Source organism: Pseudomonas sp. TE21435 (assembly GCF_056279265.1).
The window spans coordinates 2133255-2152779 of sequence record NZ_JBWBQZ010000001.1; the positions used below are offsets into that span (position 1 = coordinate 2133255).

A 19525-nucleotide genomic window follows, 5' to 3' on the forward strand; every position below is an offset into this window, starting at 1 on the left:
CCTGTTTCGCGATCAGCACACGACTCAGTAGCGGGTGATGTCGGCACTGCCTTCAAGCAGCTTGCGATAGGCCGCGAAGTCCTGCGAACCGGCACGCGATGCGAGATAGCGACGGATCTGCGCCTTCTCGTCATCGGTGGCGGCAGCACCTTCGTTGACGCCCTTCAGTTGCAGGACCACCAGGCTGCCATCGCCCAGCACCACGCTGCCGTAGACTGGCTTGTCCTTGGCCGCTGGCTTGCCGAGGCGGAACACCGCCTGCAGCTCGGCCGGGTCGATGCCATCCTGGCCACGGGTGACCGCTTCATGGAGCTTCCAGCCCTGACCTTCGGCCTTGACCGAGCCATCCCGCAGGCCGGCGATCAGTTTGTCGGCCTTGGCCTTGAGTTCGGCAATCGCCTTCTCCTTGGCCAGGTGCTCGTTGATGTTCTTGGCCACGGCCTCCAACGGCAGCTGCTCGGGCTTGCGGTGCTCCTTGACGCGCACAACCACCACGGTTTCCGGGTCGAGTTCGATGGCGTTGCTGTTGGCGCCCTCTTCGAGCACCTGCTCGCTGAACGCGGCCTGGATCACCGCACGGTTGGCAGTGATGCCTTCACCACCCTCGCGACCGAAGGCGGCAGAGGTGTGTACCTTCAGGCCCAGGTCCTGGGCCGGCTGGGCCAGGTCGGAAGCTTCGAAGGCGGTGTCTTCGAGCTGCTTGGTGGCCTCGACGAAGCGCTGCTCCACCTGCTGGGTCTTCAGCTCGTGGGTCAGTTTGTCCTTCAGGCTGGCGAAGCTCGGTACGTCCGGCGCCTGCACGCCCAGCAGCTTGATCAGGTGGTAGCCGAACTCTGTGCGCACGGGTACCGATACCTGGTCCTTGTTCAGCTTGTACAGCGCGTCCTCGAAGGCCGGGTCGTACACACCAGGGCCGGCGAAGCCGAGGTCACCACCGGTGCTGGCCGAGCCTGGATCCTGGGAGAATTCCTTGGCCAGTTTGGCGAAGTCCTCGCCATTGCCCAGGCGCTGCTGGATCTCTTCGATGCGGGCCTTGGCCTTGGCATCGTCGGTCTTGTCGTTGACCTCGATCAGAATGTGCGCGGCATGGCGCTGCTCGCCCAGATTGGCGATTTCCTTCTCGTACAAGGGCCTTGAGCTCGCCCTCGTCGACCTTGACCTGATCGAAGAAGGCCGACTTCTTCAGCTCGAGGTAATCGATGACCACTTGATCCGGGGTCATGAATTCCTTGGCGTGCTGGTCGTAGTGCGCCTTGACCTCGTCATCGCTCACCTTGACCGCAGCCGGATCGGCCTTGAAGGTCTGCGAAGCGAAATCACGGGTCTGCTTCTCGAGGCGGGCGAAGGCCTCGACCTGCTTGTCGGTGACGAAGCTGCTGCCGGCAAGGCCGGTGCGCAGTTGGCCGATGAGCATTTCCTGGGCGAGCATCTCGCGGAACTGCATGCGGCCATAGCCCATCTGGCGGATGACCGAATCAAAGCGCTCGGCGCTGAACTTGCCATCGACCTGGAATTCAGGCGTCTGCAGGATCAGCTGATCCAGCGCGGCCTCGGAAAAAGCGAACTTGGCATCTTCGGCACCCTGCAACAGCAGCTTGCGATCGATCAGCCCCTTGAGCGCGGCTTCGCGCAGCATCTTCTCGTCCAGCAGCGCAGGGTCGAAATCCTTGCCCAACTGTTGCATCAGCTGGCGGCGCTGCATGTCCACGGCCTGGCTCAGCTCGTTCTGGCTGATGGTCTGGCCGTTCACCTTGGCGGCGTCCTGGCTATGGCTGGCGGCCTGGAAAATGGCCTCGAAACCGGTCAACGCCATCAGTACGACGATGAGGCCGATGATGGTCTTGGCAATCCAACCTTGTGAATTGTCCCTGATATTCTGCAGCATGCGTCCCCCAGAAACGGCTGTACCACTGCGTCGACAACCGCGGAGCGTGGGTAGAATCCTGATAGAAGAAAGGCGCATCCAGTGGATGCGCCTTTTCGAAGCGAGCGTGCCAGCGGGAACGTTTGCGACCCGCCGTCACGCGGTCGGCCCTGGCGACGCCCGGGCCGGCTGAAAGACGACTTAGTTGACGGCGTCTTTCAGGCCCTTGCCAGCTTTGAAGCCAGGAACCTTGGCGGCAGCGATCTTGATCGCCTTGCCGGTTTGCGGGTTACGGCCGGTGCGCTCAGCGCGCTCCTTGACCGAGAAGGTGCCGAAGCCAACCAGGACAACATCGTCACCGGCTTTCAGGGCGCCTTGAACGGATTCGATCACTGCGTCCAGCGCACGGCCGGCTACAGCTTTCGGGATGTCAGCGGATGCGGCGATAGCGTCAATCAGTTCCGACTTGTTCACTCTAAGTCCCCTTATTTCTCTATTGAGTTTGTTTCTAAGTATGTAATGAAAAGCTTATGAAACGAGCGCTGGGTGGCCTGTTGACACTGGCGTGCCGCTTTATAGCAAGGGGCCGAAAATGCTGTCAACCAAAGCCCCCCAGCGAAATACGTACTAGTGCGTGCTGATTCTTTCCTTAGCATCGCCGTCGCGCTTCTCATCTTTCGCGACAATCTCCGGAGCCACATCTGGCAAGGGCTCCGGGGCGTATTGCAGCGCAATTTGGAGGACTTCGTCAATCCATTTGACCGGTTTGATCTGAAGATCCTGTTTGATGTTTTCCGGAATCTCCTTCAAGTCGCGAACATTCTCTTCCGGAATGATCACCGTCTTGATCCCGCCACGGTGTGCCGCCAGGAGTTTTTCCTTGAGCCCGCCAATGGCCAGGACCTGGCCACGCAAGGTGATCTCACCGGTCATCGCCACATCGGCGCGAACCGGGATCTGGGTCAGGGCCGACACCAGCGCAGTGCACATGCCGATACCGGCGCTAGGGCCATCCTTGGGCGTGGCACCTTCGGGCATGTGGATGTGAACGTCGCGCTTCTCGTGGAAGTCTGCAGCGATCCCCAGGCTTTGAGCGCGGCTGCGCACCACCGTCTGCGCGGCGGTGATCGACTCGACCATGACGTCGCCGAGCGAACCGGTCTTGATCAATTGCCCCTTGCCGGGAATAACCACCGCCTCGATGGTCAGCAGCTCACCACCCACCTGAGTCCAGGCCAGGCCCGTGACCTGGCCGATTTGATCCTGCTGCTCGGCCAGGCCGTAGCGGAACTTGCGCACGCCCAGCAACTGCTCGAGCTGCTCGCCGGTTACCTTGACCTTCACCTGCTTGGCACCGGTGTGCTCCTTGACCACTTTGCGGCAGACCTTGGCGATCTGGCGCTCCAGGCCACGCACGCCGGCCTCGCGGGTGTAGTAGCGAATGATGTCGCGAATGGCCGAAACGTCGACCTCCAGCTCATCCTTCTTCAAACCGTTGGCCTTGACCTGCTTGGGCACCAGGTACTTGACCGCGATGTTGATCTTTTCGTCCTCGGTGTAGCCCGGCAGGCGGATGACTTCCATGCGATCAAGCAGCGCCGGCGGGATGTTCATCGAGTTCGAGGTGCACAGGAACATCACGTCCGAGAGGTCGTAGTCGACCTCCAGGTAGTGATCGTTGAAGTTGTGGTTCTGCTCGGGGTCGAGCACCTCCAGCAACGCCGAGGCCGGGTCACCGCGCATGTCGCTGCCCATCTTGTCGATCTCGTCGAGCAGGAACAGCGGGTTGCGTACACCGACCTTGGTCATTTTCTGAATCAGACGACCGGGCATCGAGCCGATGTAGGTACGACGGTGGCCACGGATCTCGGCCTCGTCACGCACGCCGCCCAACGCCATGCGCACGAACTTGCGATTGGTGGCGGCGGCGATCGACTCGGCCAGCGAGGTCTTGCCCACGCCAGGTGGCCCGACCAGGCACAGCACCGGGCCACGGATCTTCTTCACCCGCTTCTGCACGGCGAGGTACTCGAGGATGCGTTCCTTGACCTCTTCCAGACCGTAGTGGTCCGCGTCGAGGATCTCCTCGGCCTTGGTCAGGTCCAGGCGCACCTTGCTCTGGGCTTTCCATGGCACCTGCACCAGCCAGTCGAGGTACGAGCGCACCACGGTAGCTTCAGCCGACATCGGCGACATCTGCTTGAGCTTGTTCAGCTCGGCCTGGGCCTTGGCCAGGGCGTCCTTGGGCAAGCCTGCGGCGTCGATGCGCTTCTTCAGCTCCTCGACTTCGTTGTGGCCTTCGTCGCCATCGCCAAGCTCCTTCTGAATGGCCTTCATCTGCTCATTCAGGTAGTACTCGCGCTGGCTGCGCTCCATCTGCTTCTTCACGCGACCGCGAATGCGTTTCTCGACCTGCAGCAGGTCGATCTCGGCATCGAGCAGCGCCAGCACGTGTTCGACACGCGCCTGCAGGTCGACGATCTCGAGGATTTCCTGCTTCTGCTCGATCTTCAACGCCATGTGCGCGGCCATGGTATCGACCAGGCGCCCAGGCTCCTCGATGCTGTTGAGCGAGGACAACACTTCGGCCGGGACTTTCTTGCCCAGTTGCACGTATTGCTCGAACTGAGACAGCAGGGTGCGCACGAAGACCTCGGACTCGCGCTCGGCGGTCTCGACTTCGTCGATCAGGCTGACTTCGGCGCGGATATGGCCATCGACTTCATTGAAGCGCTCGACAGCACCACGCTGCTCACCCTCGACCAGCACCTTGACGGTGCCATCGGGCAGCTTGAGCAGTTGCAGCACGGTGGCGACAGTGCCCACGCGATACAGGGCGTCTTCACCCGGATCGTCGTCGGCAGGATTCTTCTGGGCCAGCAGGAGGATCTGCTTCTCGCCCGTCATCGCGGCCTCGAGGGCCTCGATGGACTTCTCACGCCCCACGAACAGTGGGATGACCATGTGCGGATAGACGACTACGTCGCGCAATGGCAAAAGAGGCAAGTCGAGGGTGGTCTTCATGATTTCGCCTCTACAGCGGCCATGTGGCCGGAAACCGTTGGAAATGGTGCTTGGGGCTAATGTGGGGGCAGCCCTGGGAAATTACAAGCGCCCAGGCCATGAAATGCAAAAAGGGGCCAAAAAGGCCCCTTCCTGTTGCTACCCCGTTCCCGATCAGGCGTCGGGAGCGGCCTTGGCTTGCGGCTCGCTGTTCTCGTAGATCAGCAGCGGCTGCGAAGAGCCTTCGATAACGCTTTCGTCGATCACCACCTTGCTGACATCCTTCTGCGAAGGAATCTCGTACATGGTGTCGAGCAGCACGCCCTCGAGGATCGAACGCAGGCCACGGGCGCCGGTCTTGCGCTCCAGCGCCTTGCGGGCAACGGCCTTGAGCGCATCGCTGCGGAACTCGAGGTCGACGCTTTCCATCTCGAACAGCTTGGCGTATTGCTTGGTCAGCGCGTTCTTCGGCTCGGTAAGGATCTGCATCAGCGCAGCCTCATCCAGCTCGTCCAGCGTCGCCAGAACCGGCAGACGGCCGACGAACTCCGGAATCAGGCCGAACTTGACCAGATCGTCCGGCTCGACCTCACGCAGCGACTCGCCGACCTTCTTGCCCTCTTCCTTGCTGCGCACTTCGGCACTGAAGCCGATGCCGCCCTTGGTGGAGCGGTTCTGGATGACCTTTTCCAGGCCAGAGAACGCGCCACCGCAGATGAACAGGATGTTGCGGGTATCAACCTGCAGGAACTCCTGTTGCGGGTGCTTGCGACCGCCTTGCGGCGGCACCGAGGCAACGGTGCCCTCGATCAGCTTCAACAGCGCCTGCTGCACGCCCTCGCCCGAGACGTCACGGGTGATGGACGGGTTGTCCGACTTGCGCGAGATCTTGTCGATCTCGTCGATGTAGACAATGCCCATCTGGGCCTTTTCCACGTCGTAGTCGCACTTCTGCAGCAGTTTCTGAATGATGTTCTCGACGTCCTCACCGACATAACCGGCTTCGGTCAGGGTGGTGGCGTCGGCAATGGTGAACGGTACGTTCAGCAGGCGCGCGAGTGTCTCGGCCAGCAGCGTCTTGCCCGAGCCGGTCGGCCCGATCAGCAGGATGTTGCTCTTGCCCAGTTCGACTTCGTCGCCCTTCTTGTCACGCTGGTTCAGGCGCTTGTAGTGGTTGTACACCGCTACCGCCAGCACCTTTTTCGCGCGTTCCTGACCAATGACGTACTGGTCCAGGATACCGCTGATTTCTTTCGGCGAGGGTAGCTTGTGCGCGTTGCTCTCGGCCTGGGCTTCCTGCACCTCCTCACGGATGATGTCGTTGCACAGGTCGACGCACTCGTCGCAGATAAATACCGAGGGGCCGGCAATCAACTTGCGCACTTCGTGCTGGCTTTTGCCGCAGAAGGAGCAATAGAGCAATTTGCCGTTGTCCTCGCCGTTACGGGTGTCAGTCATTCGATCGATCCAATCCGGTAGGCTTGAAACACAAGATGAAGGCAATCGCTGGCTTTTTCAAGTCCGCGGGTAGGCGCAATCTGCACCCACCCGCTCTGGCGCATTGCTTCAGGATGCCAGTTGCCGCTTGTCGTAGACCGAGTCGATCAGGCCGTACTCGGCCGCGCGCGCAGCGCTCATGAAGTTGTCACGCTCGGTGTCGCGCTTGATGGTTTCCAGCGGCTGGCCGGTGTGATGGGCCAGCAGCTCGTTCAGGCGCGCCTTGATGTTGAGGATTTCCTGGGCGTGGATCTCGATATCGGTCGCCTGGCCCTGGAAGCCGCCCAGCGGCTGGTGAATCATCACCCGCGAGTTGGGCAGGCAGTGGCGCTTGCCGGCGGCACCAGCCGCGAGCAGGAAGGCGCCCATGCTGCAGGCCTGGCCGATACAGATGGTCGAGACGTCCGGCTTGATGAACTGCATGGTGTCGTAGATCGACATGCCAGCTGTCACGGAGCCGCCTGGGGAGTTGATGTAAAGATGGATATCCTTGTCCGGGTTTTCCGCCTCAAGGAACAGCAGTTGCGCCACTACCAGGTTGGCCATGTAGTCCTCTACAGGGCCGACCAGGAAGATCACGCGCTCCTTCAGGAGGCGCGAATAGATGTCGTAGGCGCGTTCGCCACGGGCGGACTGCTCGATAACCATCGGGACCAGGCCGCCCGCGGCCTGGATGTCAGAGCTCTGCTGAATATAAGAATTGCGGGACATGTCCTGCACTCACTCCCAAATAGTCATGGCTTGAATACGCACAAGCCAGCGCGAAGGCTGGCTTGTGGGGGTTTCCTACGAGAGTAGCCTGTTACTCAGCGTCGGCAGCTGCCTGGGCTGGCTTCACAGCTTCTTCGTACGAGACCGATTTGTCGGTCACAGTCGCTTTCTGCAGGACAGTATCTACAACTTGTTCTTCCAGTACAACCGAACGCACTTCGTTCAGTTGCTGGTCGTTCTTGTAGTACCAGGCGATGACCTGCTCAGGCTCCTGGTAGGCCGAGGCCATCTCTTCGATGACTTCGCGAACCTTGGTTTCGTCCGGCTTCAGGTCGAACTGCTTGACCACTTCGGCAACGATCAGGCCCAGGACCACGCGGCGCTTGGCCTGCTCTTCGAACATCTCGGCTGGCAGCTGCTCAGGCTTGATGTTGCCACCGAACTGCTGAACGGCCTGCACGCGCAGACGGTTGACTTCGTTTTCCAGCAGGGCTTTCGGCACGTCGACCGGGTTGGCGGCCAGCAGACCGTCCATGACCTGGTTCTTGACCTTGGTCTTGATGGCCTGGCGCAGTTCACGCTCCATGTTCTTGCGAACTTCGGCGCGGAAGCCTTCCAGGGTCGATTCCTTGATGCCGAACTGGGCGAAGAAGGCTTCGTTCAGTTCTGGCAGCACAGGAGCCGAAACGCTGTTGACGGTAATGGTGAACTCGGCGGCCTTGCCTGCCAGGTCCAGGTTCTGGTAGTCCTCTGGGAAGGTCACGTTGACCACGCGCTCTTCGCCAGCCTTGGCGCCAACCAGACCTTCTTCGAAGCCCGGGATCATGCGGCCGGAGCCCAGTACCAGCTGGGTGCCCTTGGCCGAACCACCGGCGAAGGCTTCACCGTCGATCTTGCCGACGAAGTCGATGTTGACCTGGTCGTCGTTCTGCGCGGCGCGCTCGACAGCCTCGAAGCGGGTGTTCTGCTTGCGCAGGACTTCCAGCATGTTGTCCAGGTCGGCGTCAGCCACTTCGGCGCTCAGGCGCTCGACAGCGATCGAGTCGAAACCGGCAACGGTGAACTCAGGGAAGACTTCGAAGATGGCGACGAACTCGAGGTCCTTGCCTTTTTCGAACGATTTTGGCTCGACGGCAGGAGCGCCGGCCGGGTTCAGCTTCTGCTCGACGATGGCTTCGTAGAAGGAAGCCTGGACCAGGTCACCGAAGGCTTCCTGACGGGCATCGGCCTCGAAACGCTGGCGGATCACGCTCATTGGCACCTTGCCCGGGCGGAAGCCCGCGATCTTGGCGCGCTTGGCAGTCTGCTGCAGACGCTTGTTGACTTCGTTCTCGACGCGCTCGGCCGGAACGGCGATGGTCATGCGGCGCTCGAGAGCGGAAGTGTTTTCAACAGAAACTTGCATGGATATTCCTCGTTGCACAGACGTTAGCCGGCGATAACCCGACTCCAGAATCAAGGGCAAACATTCTAGTGACTCGCGCACCAGAAGTCACCCCACCCGGATTGTCGGCGAAACACACCGGTCGATTTCCCTGGAAGGCCCGCACGACGGGGCGTCGAGCCTATTCATATAACGACCGCGCGCCACCTCGAATGCCGCGCAGTTGTAAAACCTTGTCAAACAAACAACAGCCTGGGCGATCGCCAGTTTTATTGCGGCTCGATCTCGTTGAACTGGCAGTATTCTTCCCAAGCCAGGCCCAACGCCTCGGCCACCTCGCGGTGCACTTCCAGGCGCATGGCCTGCAACTGCTCCGGCGACTCGGCGATCAACTGCAACGCGTACTCCCAAGGCTGGACGCCCTGCTCCTGGGCTGCATCCTCGAACGCCCATTCGATCTGCTGGGCCTGCTCACGGGCATCCAGCTCACGGATTTCTTCGAGCAACTGCGGATTTGCCTCGGCAAAACGCTGCAGCGCCAGGGCCTGGCGCGCCTCTTTTGCAATCATTTGCGCTACTCCTCTGCCAGTCTGTTCAGCCAGGCATTCAACCGGCTGAAATCTAACAGCTTTTATCGCCTGACCACCAGTAGCCACAGGCACCGGATGGCAGAAACAAAAAAGGCGCCCGATCATTCGATCCGGGCGCCTTCTGAAAATATGGGGTGGACGATGGGAATCGAACCCACGACAACCGGAATCACAATCCGGCGCTCTACCAACTGAGCTACGCCCACCATAATGCAGTGTTGCGGTACAGCCTTACAGAAACATGGTGCGGACGAAGAGACTCGAACTCTTACAGCTTGCGCCGCTGGAACCTAAATCCAGTGTGTCTACCAATTTCACCACGTCCGCATGAAACGCTTAGAACAAGGGCGCCGGATCATTCAATCGAGGCGCCCCTGAAAAATCTGGGGTGGACGATGGGAATCGAACCCACGACAACCGGAATCACAATCCGGCGCTCTACCAACTGAGCTACGCCCACCATAACGCGTTACTGCTTACTTGCCCGAGCCTAAATGGCGCACCCGGCAGGACTCGAACCTGCGACCATCCGCTTAGAAGGCGGATGCTCTATCCAGCTGAGCTACGGGCGCTTAAGCTTCCAGCCAAACCGAACAAGCGAACCACTTGCCCTGCTCGACTTTGCCAACCCGTGCCAGGCAGTGCCCGACAAGTGCGGCGAATCTTATAGGCGACCCTGAGGGGCGTCAACACCTTTCGCAAAAAAATTTAAATTATTGAAGGGGTTAGGGGATTTGCCCGACCACCCGCCTTTGCCCTTGGGCCATGTCGTGCGAGAATGTGCCCTTCTTATATATGTTCCCTTCTCGATGGTTAATCACGCGTCTATGACTGCACACCTTATCGATGGCAAGGCGATCGCCGCCAACCTGCGCCAGCAGATCGCCCAACGTGTCGCCGAGCGCCGCCAGCAGGGCCTGCGCACGCCAGGCCTGGCGGTGATCCTGGTCGGCAGCGACCCGGCCTCCCAAGTCTATGTCTCGCACAAGCGCAAGGACTGTGAAGAGGTCGGCTTCATTTCCCAGGCGTTCGACCTGCCCAGCGATACCACGCAGCAAGCCCTGGCCGATCTGATCGACCGGCTCAACGACGACCCGGCAGTCGACGGCATTCTCCTGCAACTGCCGCTGCCGGAGCATCTGGACGCCTCGCTGCTGCTCGAGCGCATCCGCCCGGACAAGGACGTGGACGGTTTCCACCCCTACAACATCGGCCGCCTGGCCCAGCGCATCCCGCTGCTGCGTCCGTGCACCCCGAAAGGCATCATGACCCTGCTGCACAGCACCGGACAGGATCTGTACGGCATGAACGCGGTGATCGTCGGCGCATCCAACATCGTCGGCCGACCGATGGCCATGGAGCTGCTGCTGGCCGGCTGCACCGTCACCGTCTGCCACCGTTTCACCAAGGACCTGCCCGGCCATGTCGGCCGTGCCGACCTGGTGGTGGTGGCTGCCGGCAAGCCGGGGCTGGTCAAGGGTGAGTGGGTCAAGGAAGGCGCCATCGTCATCGATGTCGGCATCAACCGCCAGGAAGACGGCAAGCTGGTCGGCGACGTGGTCTACGAGACCGCCCTGCCCCGCGCCGGCTGGATCACCCCGGTGCCGGGCGGCGTGGGTCCGATGACCCGGGCATGCCTGCTGGAGAACACCCTGTATGCGGCTGAAGAGCTGCACAAGTAATACGGTGTTCCGGCAATAAAGAAAACGGCGCCCTTCGAGGCGCCGTTTTCAGTTGTACAGTTCATCCTTGTGGGAGCGGCGACCTTTTTCCGTGACACCAGCCGATTCCGCTGCCAAACAATCCATTTCAGCTGGACCCGCTGCCCGCCCCGCCCGCTTCAGCCGGGATCTCACCGCAAACCATCACACAATGGTCACACAGCCCACCTGTGGATGCGTGCCCAATGCAAACAACAAATACCGTCCTCATGATTCGCCCGGCGCGGTTCGCCTTCAACCCCGACACCGCCGCCAACAACCGCTTCCAGCAAGCGCCGCTGGACCCTGAGACCGCCAGCGCAAAGGCCCTGGAAGAGTTCGACGGCTACGTCGACAGCCTGCGCCAGCACGGCGTCGACGTACTGGTGGTGCAGGACACCCCAGAGCCCCATACCCCTGACTCGATCTTCCCCAACAACTGCTGGAGCAGCCATGCCGACGGCAGCCTGGTGCTCTACCCGATGGAGGGCAAGAACCGCCGCCTGGAACGCAGCAAGGGCGTACTGGGCGTGCTGAGCGAGCGCTTCGCCATCCAGCGCACCGTCGACCTGAGCCCGCTGGAACAGCAGAATCTGTTCCTCGAAGGCACCGGCAGCATGGTCCTGGACCGCGAGCACCGCATCAGCTACGCCTGTCACTCCGGGCGCACCCACGAACGCGCCCTGCGCCAGTTCGCCGAGCACCTGGACTACCGCCTGTGCCTGTTCCACGCGGTGGACCGCCAGCAGGCGCCGATCTACCACAGCAACGTGATGATGAATGTCGGCCGCCAGCTCGCCGTGGCCTGCCTCGATGCCCTGCCCCACCCAGACGAACGCCGCGCACTGGAACATTCGCTGCGCGACACCGACAAGCAGGTGCTGGCGCTGAACTTCGATCAGCTGGAGAACTTCGCCGGCAACATGCTCGAGGTCCACGACCGCGACGGCCGCTCGCTGCTGGTGATGTCGCGCAGCGCCTGGCGCTCGCTCGATGCGCAGCAGCGCCGCCAGGTCGAACGCCACAGCCATCCGCTGGTGGTGAACATCGACCATATCGAACGTATAGGCGGCGGCAGCGCCCGCTGCATGCTCGCCGAAATCCACCTGCCCTCGCGCCACTGACCCGTCAAGGAGAACCATCATGACCCGCTACATCGACGTAAATGACCTCGCCCGCCTGGTCAACCGCAAGGGCCTGCCCACCTGCCTGGCCGAGGTGGCCGAGTACATCCGCCAGGACTACCTGCGCTGGCACGACTTCGAGAAATGCGCGCGCCTGGCCAACCACTCGCCGGACGGGGTGATCGAACTGATGCCGGTGTCCGACGCGAACCTGTACGCCTTCAAGTACGTCAACGGCCACCCGAAGAACACCCACAACGGCCTGCTCACCGTGATGGCCTTCGGCGCCCTGGGCGATGTCGATACCGGCGCGCCAGTGCTGCTCAGCGAGATGACCCTGACCACCGCCATCCGTACCGCCGCCACCTCGGCCCTGGCCGCCCGCTACCTGGCGCGTCCGGACAGCAAGCGCATGGCGCTGGTCGGCAACGGCTCGCAAAGCGAGTTCCAGGCCATCGCCTTCCACACCCTGCTGGGCATCGAGGAGATCCGCCTGTTCGACATTGACCGCAAGGCTTCGGAGAAACTGGCAGCCAACCTGGCCGGCTACCCGCAACTGAAGCTGACCATCGCCGGCAGCGTGGCCGAGGCGGTACGCGGCGCCGATATCGTCACCACGGTCACCGCCGACAAGGCCTACGCCACCATTCTCACCCCGGAGCTGATCGAGCCGGGCATGCACCTCAATGCCGTGGGCGGCGACTGCCCGGGCAAGACCGAACTGCACCGCGACATCGTCGAGCGTGCCCGAGTGATCGTCGAGTACGAACCGCAGAGCCGGATCGAGGGCGAGATCCAGCAGATGCCGGCCGACTCGCCGACCACCGAGTTCTGGCAGGTGGTCGAGGGCAGCGCCGCAGGCCGCGAGAACGCCGGGCAGGTCACGTTGTTCGACTCGGTCGGCTTCGCCCTGGAGGACTACTCGGCGCTGCGCTATGTGCTCGACGTGGCCCGCACCCTGGACATCGGGCATGACATTGCGCTGGTGCCTGAACTCGAGAACCCGAAGGACCTGTTTGCCTTGCTGCAGCCAAAAGGGCGTGAGCGCAAGGCCAGTGCTGCCTGACCGAACACGCGGGGCCGCCTGGCGGCCCCATTGACCGAAACGGCTGTCGCACATCCATAAATCTTTGTCGTAACAGCCGTTTCGGCTGCAAGTAGCCCACTAACAACCGAATCCGGCCTCCCACGCGCTGGCAAACGACACAAAAAACCTGTCTATCTCGCGCATCCTGAGCGCGACCCATGAGTCACGGACGGACCTACGCGCATCAACCGCCCTACTACCAATAACAACACCCAGGGACCCAAGACCATGTTCTCCATGCGAAAACGCCTCGGCGTGCTGCTGTTCTCGTTGTGTGCCACCAGCTTTGCCCAGGCCAAGGAGTGGACCGAGATCCGCTTCGGCGTCTTCCCCGAATACCCACCTTTCGAATCCGTTGCCGCCGATGGCAGCCTGCAAGGCTTCGACATCGACCTGGGCAACGCCATCTGCGCCAAGCTGCAGGTCAAGTGCACCTGGGTGCACAACGAGTTCGACGGCATGATCCCGGCTCTGCGCGCCCGCAAGTTCGACGCCATCATGTCCTCCATGGCCGTCACTCCGGCACGCCTGAAGCAGATCGACTTCACCAGCCGCCTGTTCCTCAGCCCCACCTCGGTGATCGTGCGCAAGTCAGCCGACTTCGGCGACACCACCGAATCGCTCAAGGGCAAGCAGGTCGGCGTGCTCCAGGGTTCGCTGCAGGAAGCCTACGCCCGCACCGTGCTGGCGCCGCAGGGCGCGCAGGTCAAGGCCTACCAGAGCCAGGACCAGAACTACGCCGACCTGATCAATGGCCGCCTCGACGCCACCGTCACCGACAAGCTCGAAGCCCAGCTCAACTTCCTCTCCAAGCCCGAAGGCGCCGACTTCAGGAGCGGCCCGGCGATCAAGGACCCGACCTTGCCGCTGGACATCGCCATGGGCCTGCGCAAGAGCGATCCCGAACTCAAGGCCCTGCTCGACAAGGGCATCGCCATGATCCATGCCGACGGCACCTACGCCGAGATCCAGAAGAAATACGTCGGCGACGTGGACATCTACAACGAGTGACCTACAGCGCCGATCGCGGGGCAAGCCCGCTCCCACGGGCTCACCTCTGCTTGGAAGCAGGCTTGCCCCGCGACGGCCTCCCCGCGAGATCCCTGCCATGAACGACTTCCTCTCCCACGGCCTGCAAGGCTTCGGCCCGCTGCTGGCCCAGGGCACCTGGATGACCCTCAAGCTGGCCCTGCTGTCACTGGCGCTCAGCCTCGCACTGGGCCTGATCGGCGCCAGCGCCAAGCTGTCGCGATCAAGGCTGCTGCGCCTCCCGGCCACCCTCTACACCACGCTGATCCGCAGCGTTCCCGACCTCGTGCTGATCCTGCTGATCTTCTACAGCATGCAAATCTGGCTCAACGACCTGACCGAGATGCTGGGCTGGGACTATGTCGAAATCGACCCGTTCAGCGCCGGGGTAGTCACCTTGGGCTTCATCTACGGCGCCTACTTCACCGAGAACTTCCGCGGCGCCATCCTCAGCGTACCCGCCGGACAGCTGGAGGCCGCCACCGCCTATGGCCTGAGCAGGACGCAGCGGTTTCGGCTGGTGCTGTTCCCGCAGCTGATGCGCTTCGCCCTGCCGGGGCTGGGCAACAACTGGCTGGTGTTGCTCAAGTCCACCGCACTGGTGTCGATCATCGGCCTGGCCGACCTGGTCAAGGCCGCGCAGAACGCCGGCAAGACCACCAATGACATGCTGTTCTTCCTGTGCCTGGCGGGCCTGGTCTACCTGGTCATCACCACCTTGTCCAACCGCCTGCTCAAGCACCTCGAGCGGCGCTACAACACCGGCATCAAGGAGCTGGCGCGATGATCGAACTCCTTCAGGAATACGGCCTGGCCTATCTCTACAACGATGGCACCGGCCTCTCGGGCCTGGCCATGACTCTCTGGCTGTTCCTGGCCAGCATGGTGCTGGGCTTCGCCTTGTCGCTGCCACTGGCCTTGGCGCGCACCTCGCATCATGCCTGGCTGCGCCTGCCGGTGCAGCTGTACACCTTCGTGTTCCGCGGCACGCCGCTCTATATCCAGCTGCTGATCTGCTACACCGGGCTCTACAGCCTGCAGGTGGTGCGCGACCACGCCCTGCTCGACCAGTTTTTCCGCAACGCGCTCAACTGCACCTTGCTAGCGTTCGTGCTCAACACCTGCGCCTACACCGTGGAAATCTTCGCCGGCGCCATCCGCAATCTGCCCGCTGGCGAGCTGGAGGCGGCCCAGGCCTATGGCCTGCGTGGCTGGAAGCTCAACCTGTTCCTGGTGCTGCCCGCCGCCCTGCGCCGCTCGCTGCCGGCTTACAGCAACGAACTGATCCTGATGTTGCATGCCACCTCGCTGGCCTTCACCGCCACCGTCGCCGACATCCTCAAGGTGGCCCGCGACGCCAACGCCGCAACCTTCCTGACCTTCCAGGCCTTCGGCGTGGCCGCCTTGCTGTACATGCTGCTGTCCTTCGCCCTGGTCGGCCTGTTCCGCGTGGCCGAACGGCGCTGGATGCGCTTCCTTGACCCTGCCCGAGGCTGAAAACATGACTGCTACCGCACTGCCACTTTCCACCTTCGCCCAGGCCCCGAAGGCACACGCCCATGCCGGCGCGATCAAGCTCAGCGTCGAGGGGCTGCACAAGCACTACGGCGAGCACCAGGTGCTCAAGGGCGTCTCGCTGCAGGCGCGCAAGGGCGATGTGATCAGCCTGATCGGCGCCAGCGGCTCGGGCAAGAGCACCTTCCTGCGCTGCATCAACTTTCTCGAGCAGCCCAACGCCGGCAGCATCACCCTCGACGGCCAGACCCTGGAGATCCACCCCGGCACCCGCACCCCGCCGCCGGCCCAACTGCAGAACCTGCGCACACGCCTGGCCATGGTGTTCCAGCACTTCAACCTGTGGAGCCACCTGACCGTGCTTGAGAACATCTGCCTGGCGCCGCGCAAGGTGCTGGGGATCAGTGCCGGTGAAGCCGAGGCGCGGGCGCGCAAGTACCTGGACAAGGTCGGCCTGCCGGCCCGCGCCGCCGAGCAGTATCCGGCGTTTCTCTCCGGCGGCCAGCAACAGCGCGTGGCCATCGCCCGGGCGCTGGCCATGGAGCCGGAAATCATCCTGTTCGACGAGCCCACCTCGGCACTCGACCCGGAATTGGTCGGCGAAGTGCTCAAGGTGATACAGACGCTCGCCGAGGAAGGACGTACCATGCTCATGGTCACTCATGAAATGGGGTTTGCCCGCCAGGTATCGAGCCAGGTGCTGTTCCTGCACCAGGGCCTGGTCGAGGAAAGCGGCAGCGCCGAGATCCTCGACCGGCCACAGAGCGAGCGCCTGCGGCAGTTCCTCTCCAACCGCCTCAAGTGAAGTCAAGCCGTATATGGATAGCAAGGCCATCAGCTCCACCGCGGCACCGCTGGATCGCATCGACGAAGCGATCATCGACGTGCTGCGCCACCACGGAAGGATCACCTACGAAAAGCTCTCCACCCTCGTGCACCTGACCCCCAGGCCCTGCCTGGAGCGTGTGCGCAAGCTGGAGCGGCGCGGAGTGATCCGCGGATATGGAGCAATCATCGACCTGCAGCAGGTCTCCCCGGGGTTGTCGCTGCTGGTGCTGGTGGCCTTGTCCAACCAGAGCGGGCGCTCGGCGCAGCGGGCCTTCGAAGCCACCGTGCGCGCCTGCCCGCAGGTCTACGAGTGCCAGCTGATCAGCGGGCACTTCGACTACAGCCTGCGCATGCGCTGCCGCGACATGGAGCATTACCGGGTGCTGACCGAGACCTGGATGAACGACGACGAGCTGCATATCGACAAACTGGTGGCGCATCCGGAACTGGCGGCGGTCAAGAGCACGGCGCCGCAGGCTTGAGCCAAGGTAGCGCTTGTGGCGCAAGATAGTGGCTTAGTAACATTACTGGATCCAATGACCACGCCTCGCGGATGAATCCGCGGGGCGTTTCCACATTTCCAGGGATGTACAGCCGTGGCCAGCATTCAATCCAACGATTCGCGTATTCGTTTTCCCATCGAGCAGAAGGAGCAGGCGGCGCAGCGGGAGCACAGTACGTTGCTGGCGCGGGATATTTACAAGGACCTGGCGGACCTGCTCGAGGATGGCCTCAGGAGCCAACCTGACCGGGACGATCTGGACCAACACCGTTCGCACAATGCGATTCTGATCGATGGCAAGCGCGGCACAGGCAAAAGCTCGGTACTGGTCAACCTCAACCTGTATCTCGAGAACGAAAGAACTGACCTCGCCAAAGCCATTCATGTGCTCAAGCCTGTGGACCCGACGCTGTTGGAGGACACCGACGATCTGTTCCTGAACGTGATCGTCGCCGCGATCATCCGGGACAAGTCGGTCGCCGAAGCGCTCAGCCGTGCAGACCACAAGGCCGAGGAGTTCCACCACCAGTTGCAGGTACTCGGCAATACCCTGGAGCAGCTGCAGTCCCAGCGCAACAAGTACGGCCTGGACAAGGTCAGGGCCTTCATGGGCAGCCATGATCTGAACAAGCAGGTTCATGAGCTTTTCAAGAAATCGCTTGAGTTGATCGGCAAGAAGCTCCTGGTCCTGCCGATCGACGATGTCGACACTTCCCTCAATCGAGCCTTCGAAAACCTTGAGGTGGTAAGGCGCTACCTGACCTCACCTTACGTCCAGCCCATCATCAGTGGTGACCTGGCGCTCTACCATGAAGTGACCTGGCGCGACTTCTATAGCAAGCTGACGCAGAACAGCAAGATCAAGACCCGAGATGCACTGGAAACCGCCAGGAGCCTGGCGACCGAGTATCAACGCAAGATCATGCCCCTGCAGCTTCGCAGGGACATGCCCACGGCGGCAAACTACCTGGCGAACGAGGAAATCCTGCTCTGCAAGGACACCGAGGAGTATTTCTCCCTGCCCGTGTTCTGGCGCTGGATCGACGCCCTGCTCAATGAACGGCTGAACACTCCCACTGAACGACGCCTTTCGATCAAGCTGGAGACCGTCCGCGAGCTCACGCAGCTGATTTTCGCGTTCAGGCAGAACATTCCCGATCTCAGCGGCCTGCTCAAGCGCTGGGGCCCGTCCATTACCAATGAGTGGACGCTGCACCGCGCGATGATCATGCCAATGGGCATGATCCCGGCGCTGAACGAATTTTCCCGGGATTACCATCGCGCACAACGCCTCGAGGAAAAGACGCAGCGCGAAACGGCTAGTAATCATGCCTACCAGAATTTCTTCAATGCCAAGCATGAGGCAGACCCACTCTCGGTGATTGAGTGGCGACACTGCATCACCGAGGCAAAAAAAGTCTTGCTCAACTATCTGCATCATGAGCATGCCTCTTCTGCCGCCAGCCTGGCACTTGAGGCGGATGCTCACATTCTGAACCTCCGGGCGACGCCGACGGCCCGGTTGTCGACTTTGTTCAAGGCCACGTTGTTCCAACCGACCCAGTTGTCGAAGGAGAGCGCCCTGTCATTCCCGGCCCCCCTCGTACGCTCCAACCTGGATGAATGGAAAAAACACGCGCCAAAAGACTTGCAGGGAATCGTCAGCCTGGATGAGCGCCATCCCTACGCACTGGCCGAGGTGGGGCATGCCATAAAGCGCTACGACACATCGGATCTGCCGCTTGAGGCTCAATTCCTTGCTGAACTCATGCTACACCGGAGCTTCTTCAGCGAAAGCCGAAAAACCAACATGATTTTCACCGGCCGACTCTTCGAGCTTGTGATTGCCAGCCTGGTAAGGAACCTGGAGCCGAATGACCTGAGCGAGCTGGTCAACCGAGCACCGTTCTATTCTGTCCCCGCCTTGAACGACGACGACCTTGATCCTCAAGACCTTACCCCCGAGGACAGTGCGCCAGATACATACATCGACCCCCTGATCATCTCTATGGCAAAAAACATCAATGACTGGCGCACAGAGCACAGGATCGATGAGCAGACAGTTTCTGGCTGGCTGATCTTCAACGTCATGAACAGTTACTTTGCAAAGTCTTGGGAGTTCAACAAACCGCTGAAACCCAACCAGAACCCCGCCGACCCCAGCTTGCGAATGCTGAGCATGACCGCTCGCCGGGCCTACCGGACGCTGTGGAATGCCTTTGCCAGCCTGGAAAAAGGTGAAGTATTCGGCATGCCCTCAATCGTCACGAGCTTCAGCATGGGCGACAAAGACAGGTTCGAGCAGGGTCTGGCATATCGACAAAACATCCTGCCGTTCCTCCGTCGCCATGGCGAGCAGTCATTTGGAGGTGAGACCCGTGCTTTCACCAGTGCGCTAGCTAACCATCCGCTCTTCAAGATGATCGAAAATCTTCAGAAACATGCAGATCAATTCGAAGACTCCGAATTCGGGGACGAGTGGCTGTATCAACCCACTACCCGCTCTGTCACGGAGATCATAAAGCGTCACTTCGAGGTTGATTCAATCAGTGACGCCTATTCAGTCGAGGTCACCCAAGAGGATATCGAGGCCATTCGTGATTTCTGCATCACCCAAAAGATCCCCAAGGACGTCATCGAAGGCAACCCACATTTCCAGTATCTGATCGGCGAAGCAGGCAAGTAAGCTCA

At 61.5% G+C, this 19525-nt stretch carries 15 protein-coding genes, 4 tRNA genes and 1 pseudogene; 9 read left to right on the forward strand and 11 right to left on the reverse strand.

From position 1 onward, the window contains the following. Positions 1–24: 24 nt before the first annotated feature. The 11 genes and pseudogenes from ACZ9C1_RS09575 to ACZ9C1_RS09625 all read right to left on the reverse strand — a co-directional run bounded on the left by ACZ9C1_RS09575 (position 25) and on the right by ACZ9C1_RS09625 (position 9621). Positions 25–1885: pseudogene (locus ACZ9C1_RS09575) on the reverse strand (SurA N-terminal domain-containing protein). Positions 1886–2065: 180 nt separating this feature from the next. Beyond that, the gene (locus tag ACZ9C1_RS09580; RefSeq protein ID WP_023629739.1) at positions 2066–2338 is read right to left on the reverse strand and encodes an HU family DNA-binding protein; all 273 of its coding nucleotides are present in this window, start codon (positions 2336–2338) and stop codon (positions 2066–2068) included. A gap of 153 nt (positions 2339–2491) precedes the next feature. Next, on the reverse strand, positions 2492–4888 hold the full coding sequence (lon, locus tag ACZ9C1_RS09585) for an endopeptidase La (protein ID WP_102683237.1): 2397 nt from the start codon (positions 4886–4888) through the stop codon (positions 2492–2494). A 153-nt stretch (positions 4889–5041) separates the two neighbouring features. Then, complete coding sequence (gene clpX, locus ACZ9C1_RS09590) at positions 5042–6325, reverse strand: ATP-dependent Clp protease ATP-binding subunit ClpX (RefSeq protein WP_031314790.1); 1284 nt, start codon at positions 6323–6325, stop codon at positions 5042–5044. A gap of 108 nt (positions 6326–6433) precedes the next feature. After that, positions 6434–7075 (reverse strand): ATP-dependent Clp endopeptidase proteolytic subunit ClpP, encoded by a 642-nt coding sequence (gene clpP, locus ACZ9C1_RS09595; RefSeq protein WP_023629742.1) that lies wholly within the window; start codon positions 7073–7075, stop codon positions 6434–6436. 91 nt (positions 7076–7166) lie between these two features. After that, on the reverse strand, positions 7167–8480 hold the full coding sequence (tig, locus tag ACZ9C1_RS09600) for a trigger factor (protein WP_277504990.1): 1314 nt from the start codon (positions 8478–8480) through the stop codon (positions 7167–7169). A gap of 248 nt (positions 8481–8728) precedes the next feature. Further along, positions 8729–9028: a DUF6388 family protein gene (locus tag ACZ9C1_RS09605; RefSeq protein WP_046854887.1), complete on the reverse strand. Its 300-nt coding sequence runs from the start codon at positions 9026–9028 to the stop codon at positions 8729–8731. A gap of 151 nt (positions 9029–9179) precedes the next feature. Further along, positions 9180–9255: transfer RNA gene (locus tag ACZ9C1_RS09610), tRNA-His, on the reverse strand. A 36-nt stretch (positions 9256–9291) separates the two neighbouring features. Continuing rightward, positions 9292–9376, reverse strand: a tRNA-Leu gene (locus ACZ9C1_RS09615). Between the two features lie 57 nt (positions 9377–9433). Then, a tRNA-His gene (locus ACZ9C1_RS09620) sits at positions 9434–9509 on the reverse strand. Positions 9510–9544: 35 nt separating this feature from the next. Then, positions 9545–9621 (reverse strand) — tRNA-Arg (locus ACZ9C1_RS09625). A 255-nt stretch (positions 9622–9876) separates the two neighbouring features. On the opposite strand from ACZ9C1_RS09625, the gene folD reads away from it, so the two are divergent. From folD to rdrA, 9 genes are all read left to right on the forward strand, one after another. Then, a complete protein-coding gene (gene folD / locus ACZ9C1_RS09630; RefSeq protein ID WP_023629744.1) occupies positions 9877–10731 on the forward strand; it encodes a bifunctional methylenetetrahydrofolate dehydrogenase/methenyltetrahydrofolate cyclohydrolase FolD in 855 nt (284 codons plus the stop codon). A gap of 224 nt (positions 10732–10955) precedes the next feature. Beyond that, positions 10956–11873: a citrulline utilization hydrolase CtlX gene (ctlX, locus tag ACZ9C1_RS09635; protein ID WP_102683234.1), complete on the forward strand. Its 918-nt coding sequence runs from the start codon at positions 10956–10958 to the stop codon at positions 11871–11873. A gap of 19 nt (positions 11874–11892) precedes the next feature. Further along, on the forward strand, positions 11893–12939 hold the full coding sequence (locus tag ACZ9C1_RS09640) for an ornithine cyclodeaminase (protein WP_457378690.1): 1047 nt from the start codon (positions 11893–11895) through the stop codon (positions 12937–12939). Positions 12940–13188: 249 nt separating this feature from the next. After that, entirely contained in the window at positions 13189–13971 is a 783-nt protein-coding gene (locus ACZ9C1_RS09645) for an ABC transporter substrate-binding protein (protein WP_476253915.1), read from the forward strand. Between the two features lie 97 nt (positions 13972–14068). After that, positions 14069–14776 carry an ABC transporter permease gene (locus tag ACZ9C1_RS09650; protein ID WP_111533021.1) on the forward strand — a complete coding sequence of 236 codons (708 nt, stop codon included), beginning with the start codon at positions 14069–14071 and terminating at the stop codon, positions 14774–14776. Beyond that, complete coding sequence (locus ACZ9C1_RS09655; protein WP_102683230.1) at positions 14773–15486, forward strand: ABC transporter permease; 714 nt, start codon at positions 14773–14775, stop codon at positions 15484–15486. The genes ACZ9C1_RS09650 and ACZ9C1_RS09655 overlap by 4 nt, the downstream gene beginning before the upstream one ends. Before the next feature lie 4 nt (positions 15487–15490). Next, positions 15491–16309 (forward strand): ABC transporter ATP-binding protein, encoded by an 819-nt coding sequence (locus tag ACZ9C1_RS09660; protein ID WP_277504997.1) that lies wholly within the window; start codon positions 15491–15493, stop codon positions 16307–16309. A 13-nt stretch (positions 16310–16322) separates the two neighbouring features. Continuing rightward, the gene (locus ACZ9C1_RS09665) at positions 16323–16814 is read left to right on the forward strand and encodes an Lrp/AsnC family transcriptional regulator (protein WP_277504999.1); all 492 of its coding nucleotides are present in this window, start codon (positions 16323–16325) and stop codon (positions 16812–16814) included. A gap of 114 nt (positions 16815–16928) precedes the next feature. After that, the gene (gene rdrA / locus ACZ9C1_RS09670) at positions 16929–19520 is read left to right on the forward strand and encodes an antiviral RADAR system adenosine triphosphatase RdrA (RefSeq protein ID WP_476253916.1); all 2592 of its coding nucleotides are present in this window, start codon (positions 16929–16931) and stop codon (positions 19518–19520) included. Positions 19521–19525 lie beyond the last annotated feature (5 nt).